Below are 20,607 nucleotides of genomic sequence, written 5' to 3'. Positions count from 1 at the left end.
ATTGTATATAGTTCCGCCCTTTCAGGGCTTGTGGCTGGTGTGTTTTTTTCGTAGGGCGTTGCCCTACGCTATATAATTAAGCCCTTTCAGGGCATCCCAATAAATATATAATTGTAAGGCTTTCAGCCTAACCGATAAATTCTCATTTAACTGCAAAATTCCCATTTTAACCGATAAATTCCCATTTAACGAATGAAATATATAAATAAAGAATTATGAATAAAAGACCATTTATCATCTTATCAGCTTTTCTGTTGCTATTTTCCTTGATAGAAAAAGGGCAGGCTACAGAAACTTACCGTCCCGAGACATCGGTTGCCGGATTCATCCAGCTTCCCGGTAGCGGGCGACAAGTCTATAATTTCAATCCGGGATGGCGCTTTTTCAGAGGCGATGTCCGGGGAGCAGAAGCGGTAAACTTTGATGACCGCTCCTGGAATGTCGTTTCCACCCCTCATACCGTAGAGTTGATGCCGGCCGAAGGAAGCGGATGCCGCAATTATCAGGGACCGGCCTGGTACCGTAAACACTTTGTCCTCCCCGCTGAAACAAAAGGGCAACGGGTAGTGCTTCATTTTGAAGCAGCTATGGGCAAACAGATTCTTTATCTGAATGGTAAACGCATTCAGGAACATCTGGGAGGTTATCTGCCTTTTACTTTAGACTTGACCGCCAATGGCGTACAAGCCGGAGACTCCTGTCTGCTCGCTGTTTTCACGGACAACAGTGATGACAAATCCTATCCTCCCGGAAAACGTCAATATACATTAGACTTTGCTTATCATGGGGGCATTTACCGTGATGTATGGATGATTGCCAAATCTCCGGTAGCTATTACTGACGCTATTGATTCACAAATCGTTGGCGGTGGAGGTGTATTCGTTCATTTTGATAAGATCAGTGAAAAGAGTGCGCAGGTATATGTAAACACCGAAGTTCAGAATGACGACGCCCGTTCCGAGTCAGTCACTGTAGAAACGACTTTGACAGATGCGGATGGAAAAGTAATCAAACGCAGTTCAGGAAAACTTTCTTTAAAGCCGGGAGAGAAGAAATCCATCCGTCAACAGATGGAAGTAAAGAATCCTACTCTTTGGTCACCGGATACACCTTATTTATATAGGGTACAATCACGTATTAAAAAAGGAAATAAATCCATTGACGGAGGCATTACCCGTGTCGGTATTCGTCTGGCAGAATTCCGTGGTAAAGACGGATTCTGGCTGAATGGCAAACCTTTCGGGCAACTGGTAGGAGCCAATCGCCATCAGGATTTTGCATACGTAGGCAATGCTTTGCCGAACTCACAGCAATGGCGTGACGCCAAACGTCTGCGTGATGCCGGATGCACCATTATTCGTGTAGCCCACTATCCGCAAGATCCTGCCTTTATGGATGCCTGTGACGAGCTCGGCCTGTTCGTGATTGTCGCTACTCCGGGATGGCAGTACTGGAACAAAGATCCGAAATTCGGGGAGTTGGTTCATCAGAATACCCGCGAAATGATTCGTCGTGACCGTAATCACCCTTCCGTACTGATGTGGGAACCCATCTTGAATGAAACCCGCTATCCGCTCGATTTTGCCTTGAAGGCTCTTGAGATTACCAAAGAAGAATATCCCTATCCGGGACGTCCGGTAGCTGCTGCCGATGTCCATTCGGCCGGAGTGAAAGAGCATTATGACGTTGTTTATGGCTGGCCGGGTGATGATGAAAAAGAAGACAAGCCAAAGCAATGTATCTTTACCCGTGAATTCGGGGAGAATGTAGACGACTGGTATGCTCACAACAATAATAACCGTGCCAGCCGCAGTTGGGGAGAACGCCCGTTACTGGTACAGGCTATGTCCTTGGCAAAGAGCTATGACGAGATGTACCGCACGACCGGTTTGTTTATCGGTGGTGCCCAATGGCATCCGTTCGACCATCAGCGTGGCTATCATCCGGACCCTTATTGGGGCGGCATTTATGATGCTTTCCGTCAGAAGAAATATGCGTATGAAGTATTTCGCAGCCAGTCGCCGGCTAGTCTCCAACACTCATTGGCAGAATGTGGCCCGATGATATTCATTGCTCATGAAATGTCACAGTTCTCCGATAAGAATGTAGTTGTATTCACAAACTGTGATTCGGTCCGTCTTTCTATTTATGATGGAACGAAAACCTGGACGAAACCAGTGGTTCATGCCAAAGGGCACATGCCGAATGCTCCCGTTATATTCGAGAATGTCTGGGACTTTTGGGAAGCACGCGGATATAGCTATACTCAAAAGAACTGGCAAAAAGTGAACATGGTTGCCGAAGGAATCATCAACGGAAAAGTGGTATGCACTCAAAAGAAAATGCCTTCCCGACGTTCCACCAAACTACGTCTTTATGTAGATACTCAAAAAGTGAACCTGGTAGCTGACGGCTCCGACTTTATCGTCGTAGTTGCTGAAGTAACCGATGATAGTGGAAATGTGCGCCGTCTGGCAAAAGAGAATATCGTTTTCACGGTAGAAGGTGAAGGAGAAATCATCGGAGATGCTACTATTGGCGCCAATCCCCGTGCGGTGGAGTTCGGCTCTGCTCCGGTGTTGATTCGTTCTACCCGGAAAGCCGGAAAAATAAAGGTGAAAGCCCGCGTACAGTTTGAGGGCACTCAAGCTCCGACAGCTACTGAAATCGAACTGGAAAGCGTTCCTGCAGAACTTCCTTTCTGTTATGAGGAACAGGCTTATGAAATACAAAGGACAACACCGTCCACTCTCAATGTAAACCCGGGCAAAGAATCATCTGAAGGAAAAGTGCAACTGACAGAGGAAGAACGCCAACGGGTGTTAGATGAAGTAGAACGTCAACAGACTGAATTTGGAACTGAAAAATAGTACGATAAAAGTGATTAGCAGGTTAGTGATAAGTGATTAGCAGGGTGATCTGCCAACTTGTTTTTTATATGTTACTAAAGCACTATTCAAAAAAAAAGACTATCTTTGAGTACATTTAATTCCAATTATAGCCATCAATGAGAAAACGGAATATTCTAATACTATTACTATCCATGATAGGCATGTATGCTTTTGCCTATCCAAATATGATTGTAGAACACTACACGGCTGAACGTGGTTTGCCTAATAATATCGTAAACTGTACATTAAAAGGACAAGACGGATTTATCTGGTTCGGTACCTGGTATGGACTATGCAGCTTTGACGGAAGTAAATTCCGTTCCTACGATAATCATGACGGTTTTTATTCCACAGATATTCCGCCGCGTAAGATTCAGCGTATCGTAGAAGATAAGAATGGTTTTCTGTGGATTAAGACTATCGACCGTAAACTCTATCTGTTCGATAAACGGCATGAGAGCTTTCATGCCGTCTACGATGATGTGAAAGAATATTCCGAGAATATTCAGATTATCAAGATTCAGACGACCGAGGACGGCGACGTACTGTTACTGACAAAAGATAAAAGTCTTTTGCGTGCGTACACCGACAAGGAAGGTAAAATAACGATGAAACAATTGCATGATTCGCGTCCTAACGTGAACGTGTACGACATGCGTCTGAAACACAACATATTCTGCGAAACAGCCGAATTTATCAATTGGATCGGTATGGATTATCAGATTCTGTCCCTACGGAAAGGGGAAGCGCTGAAAGACAAACCTGCCGACTTTATACAGAAAAAAGTATCTGCCAACCCGGATCAGTTTACTTGTGCCTCTTATAATTCTAAATTTTTATGGTTGGGAGACAAGAAAGGCCACATTTATAGCATTGATCCGCAAAACGGAGTTGTCAACCGTTACGAGATACCGGAAATCAAACAGCCGATTTCTAATTTGCTGGTAACGGAATCCGGTCTGATGTACATTACCACCAACGAAGGAGCATACGAGTACAATATCGGCTACAAGCAGTTAACCAAGCTCCCCTTTACCATCCCCGAAAAAGACAATGGAGTTATATTCTATGATAAATATGATAAGGTATGGTTTCAGGAGGGTAACCAGGCATTGACCTATTATGATCCCCTGAACAGGAGCCACCACCGTTTTACATTCCCCAATCAGAACGCAATCGGCAATTTTGAAATGCAGGATGCCGGCGAACAGGGCATGTTCTTTATGACTCCGGGAGGGGAAATTCTTCTATTCGACAGGGAGAAACTGGAAATGACCCGTATCAACCAATTGAAGCCTTTCTCCGACGATCTTCCCAATCAGCTTTTCTTCCATCTTCTGCTGGATAAAGATGGCATCCTTTGGCTGGCATCTACAAGCAGCGGAGTATACAAGCTTAATTTCCCCAAGAAGCAATTCCAACTGCTGACAGAAGTTTCTCCATCTCCGGTAGTGCCCGAAAGATCGACTTCCTGGAACCAGGGAATACGTGCTCTCTTCCAGGCGCAAAATGGAGACATTTGGGTAGGAACCCGCTGGCAAGCCCTGTATCGCCTGGATCGTAACGGACAAGTGAAACAAATCTTCTCGGATAAGAACTATCTATTGGGAGCCGTATATCATATTATGGAAGACAAAGACGGTAATCTTTGGTTTTCCACCAAAGGAAACGGGCTTGTCAAAGCCGAACCGGACATGAATTCACCGCACGGTTTGCGTTTTACCCGTTATATCAATGACCCCAAGAATCCGAATTCTATCAGTAACAACGATGTGTACTTTACCTATCAGGACAGCCAGGGGCGCATTTGGGTAGGATTACTAGGAGGAGGTCTGAATCTAATTTCCGAAGAGAACGGAGCAATTACCTTTATCCATAAATACAATGGCTTGAAACAATATCCTGCATACGGTCTTTATATGGAGGTGCGTACCATGACGGAAGATGAAGACGGACGTATTTGGGTAGGAACAATGGATGGCCTGATGTCTTTCGACGGACATTTCACTGCCCCCGAACAGATCCAGTTTGAAACGTACCGCCAGGTCAGCGAAAATTCAAACGTAGCGGATAATGATATTTATGTACTCTACAAAGATACTGATTCGCAAATCTGGGTAAGTGTATTCGGAGGCGGTTTGAATAGATTAGTCCGCTATGATAAAGAAAAGCGTGAACCGATTTTCAAATCATACGGCATGCGCGAAGGAATGAATAACGATGTAGTCAAGTCCATCGTAGAAGATAAAAACGGTAACTTGTGGTTTACAACAGAAATTGGCTTGTCTTGCTTCAATAAAGCTACCGAACAGTTTCGTAACTACGACAAATACGACGGTTTCCTGAACGTAGAACTGGAAGAGGGTAGTGCCCTCCGTACCTTGAATGGAGATTTGTGGATTGGTACCCGGCAGGGAATCCTGACATTCTCTCCCGACAAACTGGAAACATTGCATACGAACTACGATACACGTATTGTTGACTTTAAAGTTTCCAACCGCGATCTGCGTAGTTTCCGCGAATGTCCGATCCTGAAAGAATCCATCACATACGCCAAAGCAATCGAACTGAACTACAATCAATCCATGTTCACGATTGAATTTGCCGCATTGAATTTCTATAATCAGAACCGGGTATCTTACCGATATATACTCGAAGGATATGAAAAAGAATGGCATTATAACGGAAAGAACCGTATCGCTTCTTACACCAACGTACCTCCCGGAGACTATACATTCCGTGTAGAAACCGTAGATGAAGCCAATCCGGAGCTGGTTTCCAACTGTACACTGGCCATCACTATCCTTCCACCGTGGTGGTTGAGCTGGTGGGCAACCCTTATATATGTAATTCTAGGTTTGGCAGCTCTCTATTTCAGCCTGCGCCTGGCTTTCTTCATGCTTAAAATGAAGAATGATATTTATATCGAGCAGAAGGTATCGGAGATGAAAATCAAGTTCTTTACCAATATCTCCCATGAATTGCGCACTCCTTTGACATTGATAAAAGGTCCGATACAGGAACTAAGAGAACGCGAAAAGCTCTCTCCGAAAGGATTGCAATATGTGGATCTGATGGAGAAGAACACCAATCAAATGCTGCAATTAGTGAATCAGATCCTTGATTTCCGGAAGATTCAGAACGGCAAGATGCGTTTGCATGTGTCATTAATTGATTTTAATGAGATGATAGCTTCTTTCCAGAAAGAATTCCGGGTACTTTCCGAAGAAAACGAGATCAGTTTTACTTTCCAGTTGCCGGATGAACCGATTATGGTATGGGCGGACAAGGAAAAAATGAGCATTGTTATCCGCAACATCATATCCAACGCATTCAAATTCACTCATTCCGGAGGAAGTATTTATATAACTACCGGATTGACGGACGACGGTAAACGTTGTTATGTACGGGTGGAAGATAACGGAGTAGGTATTCCACAAAATAAACTGACCGAGATTTTCGAACGCTTCTCGCAAGGAGAGAACGCGAAAAACTCCTATTATCAGGGCACGGGTATCGGATTGGCACTTTCAAAAGAGATTGTCAATCTGCATCACGGACAGATTCGTGCCGAAAGTCCCGAAGGACAAGGAGCGGTGTTTATTGTGGAACTCCTGATGGATAAGGAGCATTACCGCCCGTCGGAAGTAGATTTCTATGTGGGAGATACGGAGACAGCCCCTATTGCGGTAGAACAAGATCCTGTTGCAAATGCCATATCCGAAGACGGTACGGAGGAAGAAGAACCGGAAATCGACGCTTTATTACCGACCCTTCTGTTGGTGGAAGATAACAAAGACCTTTGCCAGTTGATAAAGCTTCAGTTGGAAGACAAGTTTAATATCCATATTGCCAATAACGGAGTGGAAGGTTTGAAGAAAATACATCTGTATCATCCGGATATTGTGGTGACCGATCAGATGATGCCCGAAATGGATGGGCTTGAAATGTTGCAATCCATCCGCAAAGATTTCCAAATCAGCCATATCCCTGTCATTATCCTGACTGCGAAGAATGATGAAGGCGCCAAGACCAAAGCGATCACTTTAGGGGCGAACGCCTACATCACCAAACCTTTCAGTAAGGAATATCTGTTGGCACGTATCGACCAGTTGCTTGCCGAACGGAAACTGTTCCGTGAACGAATCCGTCAGCAAATGGAAAACCAGACGACGACCGAAGAAGACAGCTACGAACAATTTTTGGTAAAGAAAGACGTACAGTTCCTCGAAAAGATACATCAGGTCATTGAAGAAAATATGGACGACAGTGACTTTAACATTGACACCATAGCATCCGGTATCGGATTGAGCCGTTCGGCATTCTTCAAGAAACTGAAGAGTCTTACCGGCCTGGCGCCCGTCGATCTGGTAAAAGAGATTCGTTTGAATAAATCTATCGAGCTGATTAAAAATACGGATTTAAGTGTTTCCGAAATTGCTTTTGCTGTCGGATTCAAGGATTCGGGATATTATAGTAAGTGTTTCCGGAAAAAATATAATCAGTCCCCTCGCGAATATATGAATGAATGGCGGAAAGGAGAGAGATAACCGATTACAAAATGCTTTCTTAATCGTCCTTTTAGAAACCTAATTAAGATTCGAAAGAATGAACAACATTAAGAAAGTATTATCAGCGTGGATGCTGGTTGCCTGTGTACTACCTGTGGCAGCCCAGTATCCTGTAATTCCGGACTCGGTAAAAGCAAGAGGAGCAAAACAAGAAGCGGAGTTTGAACGGAAATCGGATGCGGCATGGGAAAAAGCTTTGCCGACAGTGTTAGAAGAAGCAAAGAAAGGTCGTCCCTATAAGCCTTGGGCCTCCAAACCCGAAGATTTGATAAAAAGTAATATCCCGGCTTTCCCCGGCGCGGAAGGCGGAGGCATGTATACTCCAGGTGGTCGTGGAGGTAAAGTGATCGTGGTCACTTCGCTGGAAGATTCCGGGCCCGGAACATTACGCGAAGCCTGCGAAACGGGAGGTGCACGTATTATTGTATTCAATGTAGCGGGAGTGATTCGTTTGAAAAGCCCGATTAGCGTACGTGCCCCTTATGTAACGATTGCCGGACAAACAGCTCCCGGAGATGGTATCTGCGTCACCGGACAATCTTTCCTGATCGATACACACGATGTCGTGATTCGTCACATGCGCTTCCGCCGCGGTGCGCAGGACGTAGCTTTCCGTGATGATGCAGTAGGAGGGAATGCGGTTGGAAATATTATGGTAGACCATTGCTCCGCCAGTTGGGGATTGGATGAAAATATGTCTATCTACCGTCATGTATACAACAGAGGGGCAGACGGACACGGGCTGAAACTTCCGACGGTAAACATTACCATCCAGAATTCTATTTTCTCTGAAGCATTGGATACCTACAATCATGCTTTCGGTGCAACCATCGGTGGGCATAACAGTATGTTCTGCCGTAATCTCTTTGCTTCCAACATCAGCCGGAATAGTTCGGTAGGTATGGACGGCGATTTTAACTTCGTCAATAATGTTGTTTTCAACTGGTGGAACCGTTCCGTAGACGGAGGCGATCACAACAGTTTCTACAATATGATAAACAACTACTTCAAACCCGGTCCGATCACTCCGATAGGTAAACCGATTTCTTATCGTATTCTCAAACCGGAAGCAGGACGTGACAAAAATAGACCGCTTTCATTCGGAAAAGCATACGTAAATGGAAATATTATCCATGGCAATGCCAAAGTTACAAAAGATAACTGGGACGGAGGCGTACAGCTTAATGAAGACGTGGACGCCGCAAAGTTTCTGCCGCTAATTAAATCGGACGAGGCTTTCAAAATGCCACCGGTAACTGTAATGGATACCAAAAAAGCTTATACCTTTGTATTAGATAATGTAGGAGCTAATTTTCCGAAACGCGACGCAGTAGATGCACGTGTCATTAAGACCGTACAAACAGGAAAGGCCATTTATGCGAAAGATGCACCGGAGTTTGTCTCTCCTTACGTGAAGAGACGGTTACCGGCTGATTCTTACAAGCAAGGTATCATCACAGATATTCGTCAGGTAGGCGGACTGCCCGAATATAAAGGTGAAGCGGTAGTAGACTCGGACGGCGACGGTATGCCGGATGCCTGGGAAACGGCCAACGGATTGAATCCGAACGACCCGGCTGACGCAAACATGGACTGCAACGGTGACGGATATACTAATATTGAAAAATACATCAATGGCATAGACACCAAGAAGAAGGTAGACTGGACAGACTTGAAGAACAATTACGATACATTGTCTAAACGGAAAAGTCTGTTGTAACCGGATGAAAAGAGATTAAAGTTTATTGTAATGAATATACAAGTAAGAACGATCCTTTTAGGATTATTGAGCATTGGGTTTGTGCAAAGTTATGCGCAAACCTTTGCTTTACAGGTTAAGAATGACCAGATCACTTACCTGAATGATGATCGGGAAAACCGGATTCTCGATTTCTCTACATGCGGATATAAATCCTCCGAACAGGATATTCCTTCTGTCCGCAATGTGGTGTTTGTACCCTGGAAAGCCGGAGATAATACTGCGCGTATTCAACGTGCCATTGATTATGTAGCTTCGCTGACTCCTGACGCTTCAGGTTTTCGGGGAGCCGTATTACTCGATCAGGGAGAATTTTCCCTGTCCGGCAGTATTCGTATCTCCGCATCCGGAATTGTATTGCGAGGTACGGATAAAGAAAAAACAATACTGCTGAAAAAGGGCGTGGACAGAGGTGCGCTTATCTACATGGAAGGAATGGATGACCTGAATGTACAAGACACATTGAAGGTGCTTTCCCACTATGTTCCGGTAAACGCGAGAACATTGGAAGTCGCTTCGGGTGTTTCTCTGAAAAAAGGAGACCGTGTCATGGTTACCCGTCCTTCCGGCAAAGAATGGATTGCCTCTTTGGGTTGTGATATTTTTGGAGGAGGTATCAGTGCTTTGGGATGGAAAGAAGGTGACATGGATCTGACTTGGGACAGAACAGTCTGCGAAGTAAACGGCAACCAGATAACACTGGATACTCCGCTAACCGTAGCTTTGGATGCTAACTATGGAACTTCTTCCCTGTTGACTTATCAATGGAACGGACGTATTCACGATTGTGGCGTAGAAAATATGACACTGATTTCTGATTACGACAAACGTTATCCTAAAGACGAGGATCATTGCTGGACAGGTATCTCCATTGAAGATGCGGAAAACTGTTGGGTGAGACTGGTTAATTTCAAGCATTTTGCAGGAAGTGCTGTAATTGTTCAGCGTACAGGTTCCAAAATTACCGTTGAAGACTGTATCTCGAAAGAACCCGTTTCAGAAATCGGAGGGATGCGTCGTTGCACTTTCCATACGCTGGGACAACAAACTTTATTTCAACGCTGCTATTCGGAACAGGGTATTCATGACTTTGCTGCCGGATATTGTGCAGCCGGTCCCAACGCTTTTGTACAATGTGATTCGTATGAATCTTTGGGATTCAGTGGTTCTATTGATGCCTGGGCGTGCGGACTGTTGTTTGACGTAGTAAATATCGACGGTCATAACCTGACTTTCAAGAATTTGGGACAAGATAAAAACGGAGCCGGTTGGAATACGGCAAACAGCTTGTTTTGGCAATGTACCGCAGCGGAAATCGAATGTTATGCCCCGGCAAAAGATGCGATGAACCGTGCATACGGTTGTTGGGCACAATTCTCCGGTGACGGTGAATGGGCACAATCCAACAATCATGTACAACCTCGCAGTATTTTTTATGCTCAATTGGAAGAACGGTTAAACAAAGAATGTGCAGAACGTGCACGTATTCTGCCCAGAAATACAAGTGCAACCAGTAGTCCTACAGTGGAAGTAGCTATGGAACTCGCTAAAGAAGCATATAATTCACGGTTGACGTTGGAACATTGGATAGGTGATAATAAGTTTGCTCCTTCGGTGGCATCAACCGGAGTAAAATCAATTGATGATATTAAAGAGAAAAAGAGCGCTGCACTTTCAAATTCTTCTTCTTTTTCTGCTGCTAAATTATTAACCCAACCGGAAGTAACTGTAACCAATGGACGTATTCAGATGGACGGAGCTCTATTGGTTGGAGGTAGTCATACCACCCCTTGGTGGAACGGAAAGCTCAAAACCAATTATCTGAAAAAGGCAAGTCCGGCCATCACCCGCTTTGTGCCGGGACGCGAAGGATTGGGATTAACCGACCGCATTGATTCTGTAGTCGACTTTATGAAACAGAAAAACATTCTTGTTTTCGATCAGAATTACGGTCTTTGGTATGATCGTCGCCGGGATGACCACGAACGGGTTCGCCGTCGGGATGGCGATGTATGGGGACCTTTCTATGAACAGCCATTCGGTCGTAGCGGTCAGGGAACAGCATGGGAAGGATTGAGCAAATATGATTTGAAACGCCCTAATGCATGGTACTGGAGCCGCTTAAAAGAATTTGCAGAAAAAGGAAATAAGGACGGACTGCTGTTGTTCCATGAAAACTATTTCCAGCACAATATATTGGAAGCCGGTGCGCATTGGGTAGATTCTCCATGGAGAAGCAGCAATAACATCAATCAGACCGGATTTCCTGAACCTGCTCCATTTGCCGGAGACAAACGAATCTTTGTAGCGGATATGTTCTATGATATCAGTCATCCTGTCCGTCGTGAATTGCACAGACAATATATCCGCCAATGCCTGAATAACTTCGCGGACAATTCGAATGTTATTCAGTTGACAAGCGCCGAATTTACAGGCCCGTTGCACTTCGTACAATTTTGGTTGGACGTGATAGCCGAATGGGAAACTGAAACCGGAAAGAAAGCAAAAGTGGCATTGAGTACAACGAAAGACGTACAGGATGCAATCCTTGCAGATCCTAAACGTGCTGCCGTAGTAGATATTATTGATATCCGATACTGGCATTATAAAACGGATGGAATCTTTGCGCCGGAAGGTGGAAAGAATATGGCGCCACGTCAGCACATGCGTAAGATGAAAGTGGGAAAGGTGACTTTCACAGAAGCATATAAAGCTGTCAATGAGTATCGTCAGAAATTTCCTCAAAAGGCAGTGACATTCTACGCACAGAATTATCCGGCTATGGGATGGGCTGTATTCATGGCAGGAGGTTCATGTCCTGTAATTCCGTGCACAGATAAAGCGTTCCTGAAGGATGCAGCAGCCATGGAAGTGGAAGAAACAAATACGGATGAGTACAAGAAAATGGTAAAATCTGATATTGGAAGTATCATTTATTCCAAGTCTGGAACAGAAATTCCTGTTCAATTATCGTCCGGAAAGTATGTATTAAAGTACATTCATCCTGCTTCCGGAAAGATTGAAACGATAAATAAATCACTGAAAATAAATGGCTTATACAATCTAAAGATGCCAGATAAGAAAGAAGGCATTTATTGGTTCCATAAGTTATAAAGCAAAGAATCCCGTTGAAGACCATTCAGCGGGATTTTTGCTTTTTATTGGTAATTTCTAGTAAAAGAGTGTTATAAAACATGATACTTGTTTTTTCAATCCACAAACCAGATTTTACCTAACGTTGCGGTCGATACTGCTTAGTTTTGCAACATCAAATCAATCGAATTAATGCTATGATGGAACAGACTAATCATTCAACCGACACTTTGCTCGCTTCTTTTCAAGCGGGAAACATGGCAGCTTTTTCACAGCTGTATAACTTGCACATCAACGTCCTTTTTAATTACGGATTGAAGTTGACCATTGATAAAGAGTTACTGAAAGATTGTATTCATGACATCTTCGTGAAACTCTATACAAAGAAAGATGAATTAGGAACAATCGATAATTTGAGATCTTATTTATTCATCTCCTTAAAGAATAAGTTGTGTGATGAACTTCGCAGACGTATGTATATGACTGATACGGCAGTAGAAGAAGTTAGCATATCCACTCCTACAGATGTAGAAGATGATTATATGGAAGAAGAGCAACGCAAGAATGAATTTTCATTGGTTAGACGTCTGCTGGATCAATTATCTCCCCGCCAACGTGAAGCGCTTACATTATATTATATAGAAGAAAAGAAATACGAAGATATCTGCGAGATTATGAATATGAATTATCAGTCTGTACGCAACTTGATGCATCGCGGATTGACAAAGTTGCGTAGTCTGGCAAGTTAATTTTAGTAAAAAGGTAAATGGGTTGAGTACATAGACAGGATAACGCCGTCCTACTTATGTAAACGCTTAAAAAGGATGCGATATGTGCTCAAAGGTAATGGATTTTTTGACGGATGATGATTTTATCAACTATGTGCTGGGGGTAACTCCGCAATCAGCTTCCCAATGGGAAACTTATTTCAGAGAGCACCCGGAAGAGATGGCAGATGCAGAAGAAGCTAAAGCTGTATTATTGGCTCCGGCAAATGTAGACTGTGGCTTTTCAATAGTTGAAAATAACGAATTGAAAGATAGGATTATTAGTAGTATAAAAGATTTTTCGGGTATTTTGTAGATAGGTTAGTATAGTTAAGATAAAGTAGTTAGGTTAGTTAAGGCATTAAAAGATTGACGCGGCCTTTCACAGGAGGTTTAATTTTAAACACTGTGAAAGGCTGCGTTTTTTATTTGTTCTATTCAGGTTTATCGCCGGATTCCTGAATATCGAAAGCACTACTGAAACTGACAATTAATACGATGCATCCACCCAATATGCCGATAATCATATAAGCGATACGGATATCGAACGCCTGCGAGATGGCACCGATAAGCAGGGGAGCAATCAACGAACCTATAAAACTGATACTTGACAGAATGGTAAGTGCAATACTGACCGGTGTTTTTGATTTGGCTCCCACGAAGCTGTACAAAGTAGGCACAATGCAGGATATTCCCAAGCCGACCAGCATGAAACCTAAAGAATTGATGATTACTTTCATGGCCATAGATTCGAAAACTCCTCCTAACAGGGCAGAAACAAAAAAGCCGATGCAGATAAAGCTGCCCGCCAGTTGCAGGACTTTCTTCTTTCCCCAAAGCTGATAAGCATAGTTAGTCAGGAAACGGCCCGTTGCCATCATAATCATAAATACAAGAAAACCGATTTGCAATGATTTAGGTACGTGAACCACTGATTCGAAATAAACGGCACTCCAGTCGAACATTGCGCTTTCTACAATCAGCGCAAACAGTCCGACAAGTCCTAACTGCAAAAGCAACATTTCCGGTTTTTGAAATAACAGGCGAAAACCATTGGGAGCTTTGGCTGTATTTCTTTCCTGCGTCTTTGTATCAGAAACTTCCGCTTCCTGCGGTGTGCTCTCCTGCAAATATTTCCGCCCGGAAAGTGCAATTATAAGGATGATAATAAATATCAGTGTATAATGCCAGATGGGGGAGACTCCTGCCAAAATCATTACGAAGCCGATAAGTGCTCCTGCACATGCCCCCAGACTCCATCCTCCATGAAAAGTGGCCATAATGGTTTTACCATAGATACGTTCCACCTCAATGCCTTGTGTATTGAATGATATATCACACAAATTCCAGCACACCCCGAAGCAGAAGAGCAGAAAGCCTAAAAGATAGACCTCATGAGCCAGCCCGATGCAAAGCAGAGATGAAGCGTATCCCAGGATACTGACCTGTACCATGCTCCGGCTTCCTAACTTCGAAACAAGATAACCAGCCAAGGGGATCGCGACAAATTTTCCGACAGGGATCATAAATAAAATCAGTCCCCAGTAGAAAGCATAATTTGCGGCAAAAACGTCTTTGAAATCAGGGATTCGGCTGGCCCAACTTGCCATACAAAGTCCTTGGGCAAAGAAAAAAGTCAATATGGCAAAACGTATTCTCTCTTTAGGATGCGTAAATTGGTTATTCATGCATTTTTTATTTTTAATCGCGGCAAAGGTATCTATTTTTTTTGTACTTTTGCGCCCGATTTAAAAATATCATATTCATGAAGACAGGCGAATCTTTATTATCCATAGGTAAATTTATTGCAGAATATTCAGCCCATTTAATGGGGGCCGGAGTACACACCTCGCGGGTGGTACGCAACACAAAGCGTATTGGAGAGGCTTTCGGACTAGATGTCAAATTAAGCGTATTTCATAGAAACATCATTCTGACCATTATAGACAAAGAAACAAACGAAGCTTGTAACGAGGTTATAGACATTCCTGCACACCCGATCAGTTTTGAACATAATTCAGAGTTAAGCGCATTGAGCTGGGAAGCAGTAGACAATCATTTGTCATTGGAAGAATTGAAAGATAAATACAAGAAGATCATTTCTGCTCCGCGGATACACTCTCTTTTCGTATTATTATTAGTAGGATTTGCCAATGCCTCTTTCTGTAAATTATTCGGCGGTGATTTAATTTCGATGGGAATCGTGTTCTCGGCTACCATTACAGGATTCTACCTGAAACAACAAATGCAGGCGAAAAAGATCAATCATTATGTTGTATTTATTGTTTCGGCTTTTGTTGCTTCCCTGTGTGCTTCTACCGCACTGATTTTCGATACAACTTCGGAGATTGCCATGGCAACCAGCGTGCTTTATCTTGTGCCTGGGGTTCCCTTGATTAATGGCGTGATTGATATAGTGGAGGGATATGTATTAACAGGATTTGCCCGTCTGACAGAGGCTTCTTTGTTGATTGTCAGCATCGCTATCGGACTTTCCTTCACATTATTAATGGTAAAAAACAGTTTAATTTGATATGATAGCACTTGACATTCTTACGGATGGATTTTTTGCAGCAGTAGCAGGTATAGGATTTGGTGCAATTTCCGATCCTCCTTTGCGTGCATTCAAGATGATTGCCATACTGGCAGCATTGGGACACGCCTGTCGTTTTTGTTTGATGACCTATTTAGGCGTGGATATTGCCACAGGTTCGTTGTTTGCCGGATTAGTCATCGGCTTCGGTAGTTTGTGGTTAGGGAAAAAGGTATATTGCCCGATGACAGTATTGTACATTCCGGCGTTACTTCCTATGATTCCGGGAAAGTTTGCATACAACATGGTATTTTCACTTATCATGTGTCTGCAAAATGTGAATGATCCGGATAAGCTGGACAAGTTTATGTCGATGTTCTTCTCTAATACTCTGATAGCAAGCACAGTGATTTTCATGTTGGCGGTAGGAGCTACGTTCCCGATGTTCCTGTTCCCACATAGAGCCTTTTCATTAACAAGACACTAAAACGAACTTTTATGGAGATTTTTTGGAGAACAATTGCATATTATAATTCAGCTACCTGGCTGTTACAGATAGTTATCATTCTGATTGGTATTGCATTGACCGGATTGCTTATCGACCGACCACGTCCGTGGGTGAAAATGGCGATGAAGTTCTATATGATAGGTCTGTATACGTGGATTTCTCTGGTCTACTATTATATCTACTGTGAAGAGCGTAGTTATAATGGAGTAATGGCTATGTTTTGGGGTGTGATGGCTATCATTTGGATATGGGATGCGATTACGGGATATACTACCTTTGAACGTACCCACAAATATGATCTACTGTCTTATGTGCTGTTAGCAATGCCTTTTATATATCCTTTGGTTTCATTGGCACGCGGACTTTCATTCCCAGAAATGACTTCTCCGGTCATGCCTTGTTCGGTAGTGGTGTTTACCATCGGATTGTTATTGCTGTTTGCGCAAAAGGTCAATATGTTTTTGGTATTGTTCCTTTGCCATTGGTCACTGATCGGATTATCCAAAACTTATTTCTTTCAGATTCCGGAAGATTTCTTATTGGCAAGTGCCACGATCCCCGGCCTGTATCTTTTCTTTAGGGAATATTTCCTGAATAATCTGCATGCCGACACCAAGCCGAAAGCAAAATATATCAATTGGCTGTTGATAAGCGTTTGCGTCGGACTGGCCGTGTTGCTGACTACTACCATGTTTTTGGAATTGGTTCCGAAGGGTTAATCCGGCCACATAGAAGATATTCAAATCAAAAAAAGAGGCCGTTCAAAAAAGCCTTGATTTTACAAAATCGTCCTTACTACGATAGGTTGTAGTAAGGACGATTTTTCTTTTAGGAACTTTGGGAACAGTTTCTTTTATATATAGTATCGTTTACTTAATTGCGTAGAATATCCGTAAGGCATACTGCATCACTGTATCAGGCAACCATTTTTTGCTCTTCGCAAACAATACCTGTATCCATGGACCTACTTTCGTCCGAAAAGGAGGATTGGTACGTTCCACTATCTTACAGATGGCAGCACCCAACTTCCGCGGATGGCATCCATTACGTTCTTCTTTTTCTATAATCCCCAATGATTTCAGAAAACTTTCTCCGTAATCGGCATCCAGTCTTGTCTGTTCGGAGATATTCCGGTTATCAGTAAATCCGGTGTTGAAATCTCCCGGTTCTACTACACAAACCTTTATATGGAACGGATGAACCTCTAAAGCCAATGCTTCGCTATATCCCTCGACTGCAAATTTCGAAGCAGAATAAAATCCCTGATAGGGGATTCCCATTACACCACCGATAGAGCTGATATTGATAATCTTGCCCTTTCGCGCCTTTCTCATAGATGGCAAAACTGCTTTACACATATTCACTACACCGAAGAAGTTTGTATTCATTTGTATATTCACTTCTTCTTCAGTGGCAAGTTCCAATGCACCGCCGATACCTATTCCGGCATTATTAATCAATACGTCAATCCGTCCCTGTTCCGATAGAATCCGCTCTACGGCCTGACAAACGGAAAAGGAATTGGTGACATCGACAACAAGCATCTTTACTTGATTCATGTCTTCGGAAGGTTTCCGGCTTGTTCCATAAACGATGTGCCCTCGTTCCGATAACATTTGAGCGGTAATCTTGCCAAATCCGGAAGATGCTCCGGTGATAAGTATGACTTGTGGTTGCATATTTTTTATTTGCGGTATGGTACTAACTGCTCAATTATCATTTCTCCAAGATAGCAGTCATTTCTTCCCGCCAATCCGCACCATTCTTCGGTTGGAACGTTTCAAATCCGAGTTCCTTGCCTATATGGATATTTGAAGCGCCGTCATCTACAAATAATGTTTCGGAAGGAATGATATTACAATCATTCACCATAAATTCGAAAATTTCCGGTGCAGGTTTCGTGTGACCGACCTGATAAGACAAATATAGTTTGTCACAATAATCATTCAACGGCTTTTTCTTCGATGAGAAATCGGGGCTGCATGCCCACGACATAACAAAAGGATTGGTATTACTTAAAATATACACATGGTAGGACTTTCTCAATTCCAATATATAATCGAGCTTATTTAGATTTACTTCGTTGAAAAAGCCCAGCCATGCCTGTTTGGTTTCCTCCATCGTCAATGGACGGCCACATAAATCCCCCAGTTGTTTCCGAAACTCATCCGCACTTAGCTTTCCTTCTTCCAGTTCTTGAAAGATGCCGGTCTGGTGATATTTATCCAGCCGGGTATCAGCATCTGCTAGTCCCAGTTTGATAAATGCCTGAACCGCTTTGTCACGATCAATATCTACAATCACTCCTCCAAAATCAAATACAATGTTTTTAATCATGATATATAATTTTCTTGTTTGCTACAAAGATACGGCTTATCTTCTTAATTAATAGCCCGCATCGGCTTGATATTTGTCAAAAAAACATAGTGACGCTATCCTGTCAGGATAGTGACGCCATTTAGCAAGGATAGTGTCACTATAAGAACAGGATAGCGTCACTATATTTTGTGTAACTTATAGAAGCATAAATGCCGATTATTTTTTATATTTGCAAATCCAATCAATCCTTTGCAAAGACAAAAATAGAGTTATGAATAATCTTCGAATTTTATTGTATATGATGCTCCTTTCACTGGCTGCCTGTCATCCGGAAGGGACGAGCGTGAAGCAAGGGCTGGACAAGGCTGCGCAACTGATGGAGCAGGACCCTGATACAGCATCCATTATTCTTGAGACTATTCAGTCAAGCCAAATGAATGAGGCTCAACTGGCAGAGTATAATTTATTGTGTACCCAGCTCAACGAGGATAAAAACATTCCTCATTCCTCTGATAAGCAGATTAGGCAGGCGGCATCTTATTATGAGAAACACGGTGATGAATATCAAAAATCTAAAGTATATTATTATCTTGCCTGTGTAGAAAGTGATTTGGAACAGAAAGAGGATGCAGAAATCCACTTTAAAGAGGCAATCAAACTTGCCAAAGAAACAGAGGAATACGATCATCTGGCAAAAATATGCAAACGATGTAGTCTTTATTATCAGAAATACGGTAACTTTGATGAAGCACTGGAAATGGAAAGAAAGGCATACGCCAGTCAGTTGATATTAAATGATAACAAAAGTGATTCTTCGGTCATTCTGTCTTCTGCTTTAGGTATGTTTGGTGTGATGTCTTTGTTGCTTGGACTACTCTGGAAGAAAAACCGGCACGCACTTTCCCAACTGAATCTTTTCAAAGAGGAAATACTGAAGAAAGATGTCGAATCGGATAAGCTGATGTTGCGATGTAATCATCTCGAAGAGAAGTATCAGTCTCTTCAGTTACATATCTATGAAAGTTCTCCGGTTGTCTCAAAAGTACGGCAATTTAAGGAACGGAATGTTTTGTCTTCTAAAATCCCTTCTTTCTCCGAGAAAGACTGGACAGAGTTGCTGCGACTTCAAGAGAATGTCTATGGACTTGTTTCTAAATTGAAAGGGATAAGTCCAAAACTCACGGAAGAAGATTTAAGGGTATGTGCTTTTCTACGGGAAGGAGTTCAACCGGCTTATTTTGCTGATTTAATGAAACTTACTACCGAAACACTAACACGAAGAATTTCCAGAATAAAAACGGAGAAACTGATGCTGATAAACTCGAAAGAATCATTGGAAGATATTATTAAATCACTGGGGACTTCACCACTTTAACGGAGAAATTTATTTCAGTGCAGAAATGAATGAAAGTTTTGTCTACTATAAAGTTGAAAAAACATAAAACATCTGCCACCTGCAACGAAAAGCGTGTAATATACTAGTTGACAAATAGTTGGAGCGTTGCAGATACCTGCGGCAGATAGGTTGCAGATAAAGTATCTGCAACACGTTATATAATCAAAGAAAAAGCCTTGATTCCTTTATGCAAAGCTATGGGATAATTGGGATGGCTCTATGGATAATTTGTAGTGTCTCTACGGAGAAACGACAGTATCCTTACGTAGAAACTGTAGTGTCCCGCCTTGGGAACTCTCGTTTCCTACCGTGGAAACTGTAGTTTCTAATGCAGGAAACGATAATTCCCCGCCTGGAAACAGGAAGTTATGTATTCAAATAAACTTTTGCACTCCTAAAGAATTAGCTTATGTAAAGTTTATACTGTGTTGCAGATAAAGTATCTGCAACCTATCTGCCGCAGGTATCTGCAACGTTCCAACTATTTATCAACTAGCACATTACACGCTTTTCGTTGCAGGTGGCAGATGTTTTTACGTTTTTCAACTTTATAGTAGGGGATTACGCATCACAATTATGCTCAAAACCGTAAGTAATGAATAAAATTCACCTCTGTGCCCTCTGTGTCCTCTGTGGTGAAAACCCGTACAGAAATAAGCTAAAATTGAAGAAACAATGAAATTACAGAATAAATAAATTTCCCCTATATATATGCTGTCTGCTTTTGTCTGTATTTAGACTTCTATTAAGTCTGAATATCAATAAATTAC

The 20,607-nt window shown here is 42.6% G+C and carries 13 protein-coding genes; 10 read left to right on the top strand and 3 right to left on the bottom strand.

All coding sequences use genetic code 11. The annotated features are described in order from the left end of the window. Positions 1 to 215 precede the first annotated feature (215 nt). From DW862_RS12345 to DW862_RS12320, 6 genes are all read left to right on the top strand, one after another. Complete coding sequence (locus DW862_RS12345; protein ID WP_120068505.1) at positions 216 to 2,870, top strand: glycoside hydrolase family 2 protein; 2,655 nt, start codon at positions 216 to 218, stop codon at positions 2,868 to 2,870. 137 nt (positions 2,871 to 3,007) lie between these two features. Next, complete coding sequence (locus DW862_RS12340) at positions 3,008 to 7,441, top strand: two-component regulator propeller domain-containing protein (protein WP_120068502.1); 4,434 nt, start codon at positions 3,008 to 3,010, stop codon at positions 7,439 to 7,441. Between the two features lie 58 nt (positions 7,442 to 7,499). Then, on the top strand, positions 7,500 to 9,182 hold the full coding sequence (locus DW862_RS12335; protein ID WP_120068497.1) for a thrombospondin type 3 repeat-containing protein: 1,683 nt from the start codon (positions 7,500 to 7,502) through the stop codon (positions 9,180 to 9,182). 30 nt (positions 9,183 to 9,212) lie between these two features. Continuing rightward, entirely contained in the window at positions 9,213 to 12,335 is a 3,123-nt protein-coding gene (locus DW862_RS12330; RefSeq protein ID WP_120068492.1) for a DUF6298 domain-containing protein, read from the top strand. A 176-nt stretch (positions 12,336 to 12,511) separates the two neighbouring features. Continuing rightward, positions 12,512 to 13,063, top strand: a complete 552-nt coding sequence (locus tag DW862_RS12325; RefSeq protein WP_165861914.1) for an RNA polymerase sigma factor — start codon at positions 12,512 to 12,514, stop codon at positions 13,061 to 13,063. Positions 13,064 to 13,145: 82 nt separating this feature from the next. Beyond that, the gene (locus DW862_RS12320; protein WP_004309749.1) at positions 13,146 to 13,397 is read left to right on the top strand and encodes a hypothetical protein; all 252 of its coding nucleotides are present in this window, start codon (positions 13,146 to 13,148) and stop codon (positions 13,395 to 13,397) included. A 118-nt stretch (positions 13,398 to 13,515) separates the two neighbouring features. Here the strand turns inward: DW862_RS12320 and DW862_RS12315 are convergent, their stop codons facing one another. Continuing rightward, positions 13,516 to 14,769 (bottom strand): MFS transporter, encoded by a 1,254-nt coding sequence (locus DW862_RS12315; protein WP_117808873.1) that lies wholly within the window; start codon positions 14,767 to 14,769, stop codon positions 13,516 to 13,518. 77 nt (positions 14,770 to 14,846) lie between these two features. Here DW862_RS12315 and DW862_RS12310 point away from each other — a divergent pair, with 77 nt between their 5' ends. From DW862_RS12310 to DW862_RS12300, 3 genes are read left to right on the top strand one after another with little or no spacing between them, the layout of a single operon-like run. Next, the gene (locus DW862_RS12310) at positions 14,847 to 15,614 is read left to right on the top strand and encodes a threonine/serine exporter family protein (protein WP_008775697.1); all 768 of its coding nucleotides are present in this window, start codon (positions 14,847 to 14,849) and stop codon (positions 15,612 to 15,614) included. 1 nt (position 15,615) lies between these two features. Continuing rightward, on the top strand, positions 15,616 to 16,101 hold the full coding sequence (locus DW862_RS12305; RefSeq protein WP_004318282.1) for a threonine/serine exporter family protein: 486 nt from the start codon (positions 15,616 to 15,618) through the stop codon (positions 16,099 to 16,101). Between the two features lie 11 nt (positions 16,102 to 16,112). After that, a complete protein-coding gene (locus tag DW862_RS12300; RefSeq protein ID WP_120068489.1) occupies positions 16,113 to 16,841 on the top strand; it encodes a DUF6064 family protein in 729 nt (242 codons plus the stop codon). A gap of 150 nt (positions 16,842 to 16,991) precedes the next feature. On the opposite strand, the gene DW862_RS12295 is transcribed toward DW862_RS12300, so the two are convergent. Continuing rightward, positions 16,992 to 17,801 carry an SDR family oxidoreductase gene (locus DW862_RS12295; RefSeq protein WP_120068486.1) on the bottom strand — a complete coding sequence of 270 codons (810 nt, stop codon included), beginning with the start codon at positions 17,799 to 17,801 and terminating at the stop codon, positions 16,992 to 16,994. A 37-nt stretch (positions 17,802 to 17,838) separates the two neighbouring features. Further along, positions 17,839 to 18,459: an HAD family phosphatase gene (locus DW862_RS12290; protein WP_117808871.1), complete on the bottom strand. Its 621-nt coding sequence runs from the start codon at positions 18,457 to 18,459 to the stop codon at positions 17,839 to 17,841. Positions 18,460 to 18,712: 253 nt separating this feature from the next. Between DW862_RS12290 and DW862_RS12285 the strand changes: the two genes are divergently transcribed. Beyond that, complete coding sequence (locus DW862_RS12285) at positions 18,713 to 19,816, top strand: tetratricopeptide repeat protein (protein WP_118195851.1); 1,104 nt, start codon at positions 18,713 to 18,715, stop codon at positions 19,814 to 19,816. The last annotated feature ends 791 nt before the right edge of the window (positions 19,817 to 20,607 follow it).

Origin of the sequence: Bacteroides sp. AM37-9 (genome assembly GCF_003603455.1) — a bacterium.
Lineage (GTDB): Bacteria > Bacteroidota > Bacteroidia > Bacteroidales > Bacteroidaceae > Bacteroides > Bacteroides xylanisolvens.
This window is presented reverse-complemented; position numbering and strand designations above follow the sequence as displayed.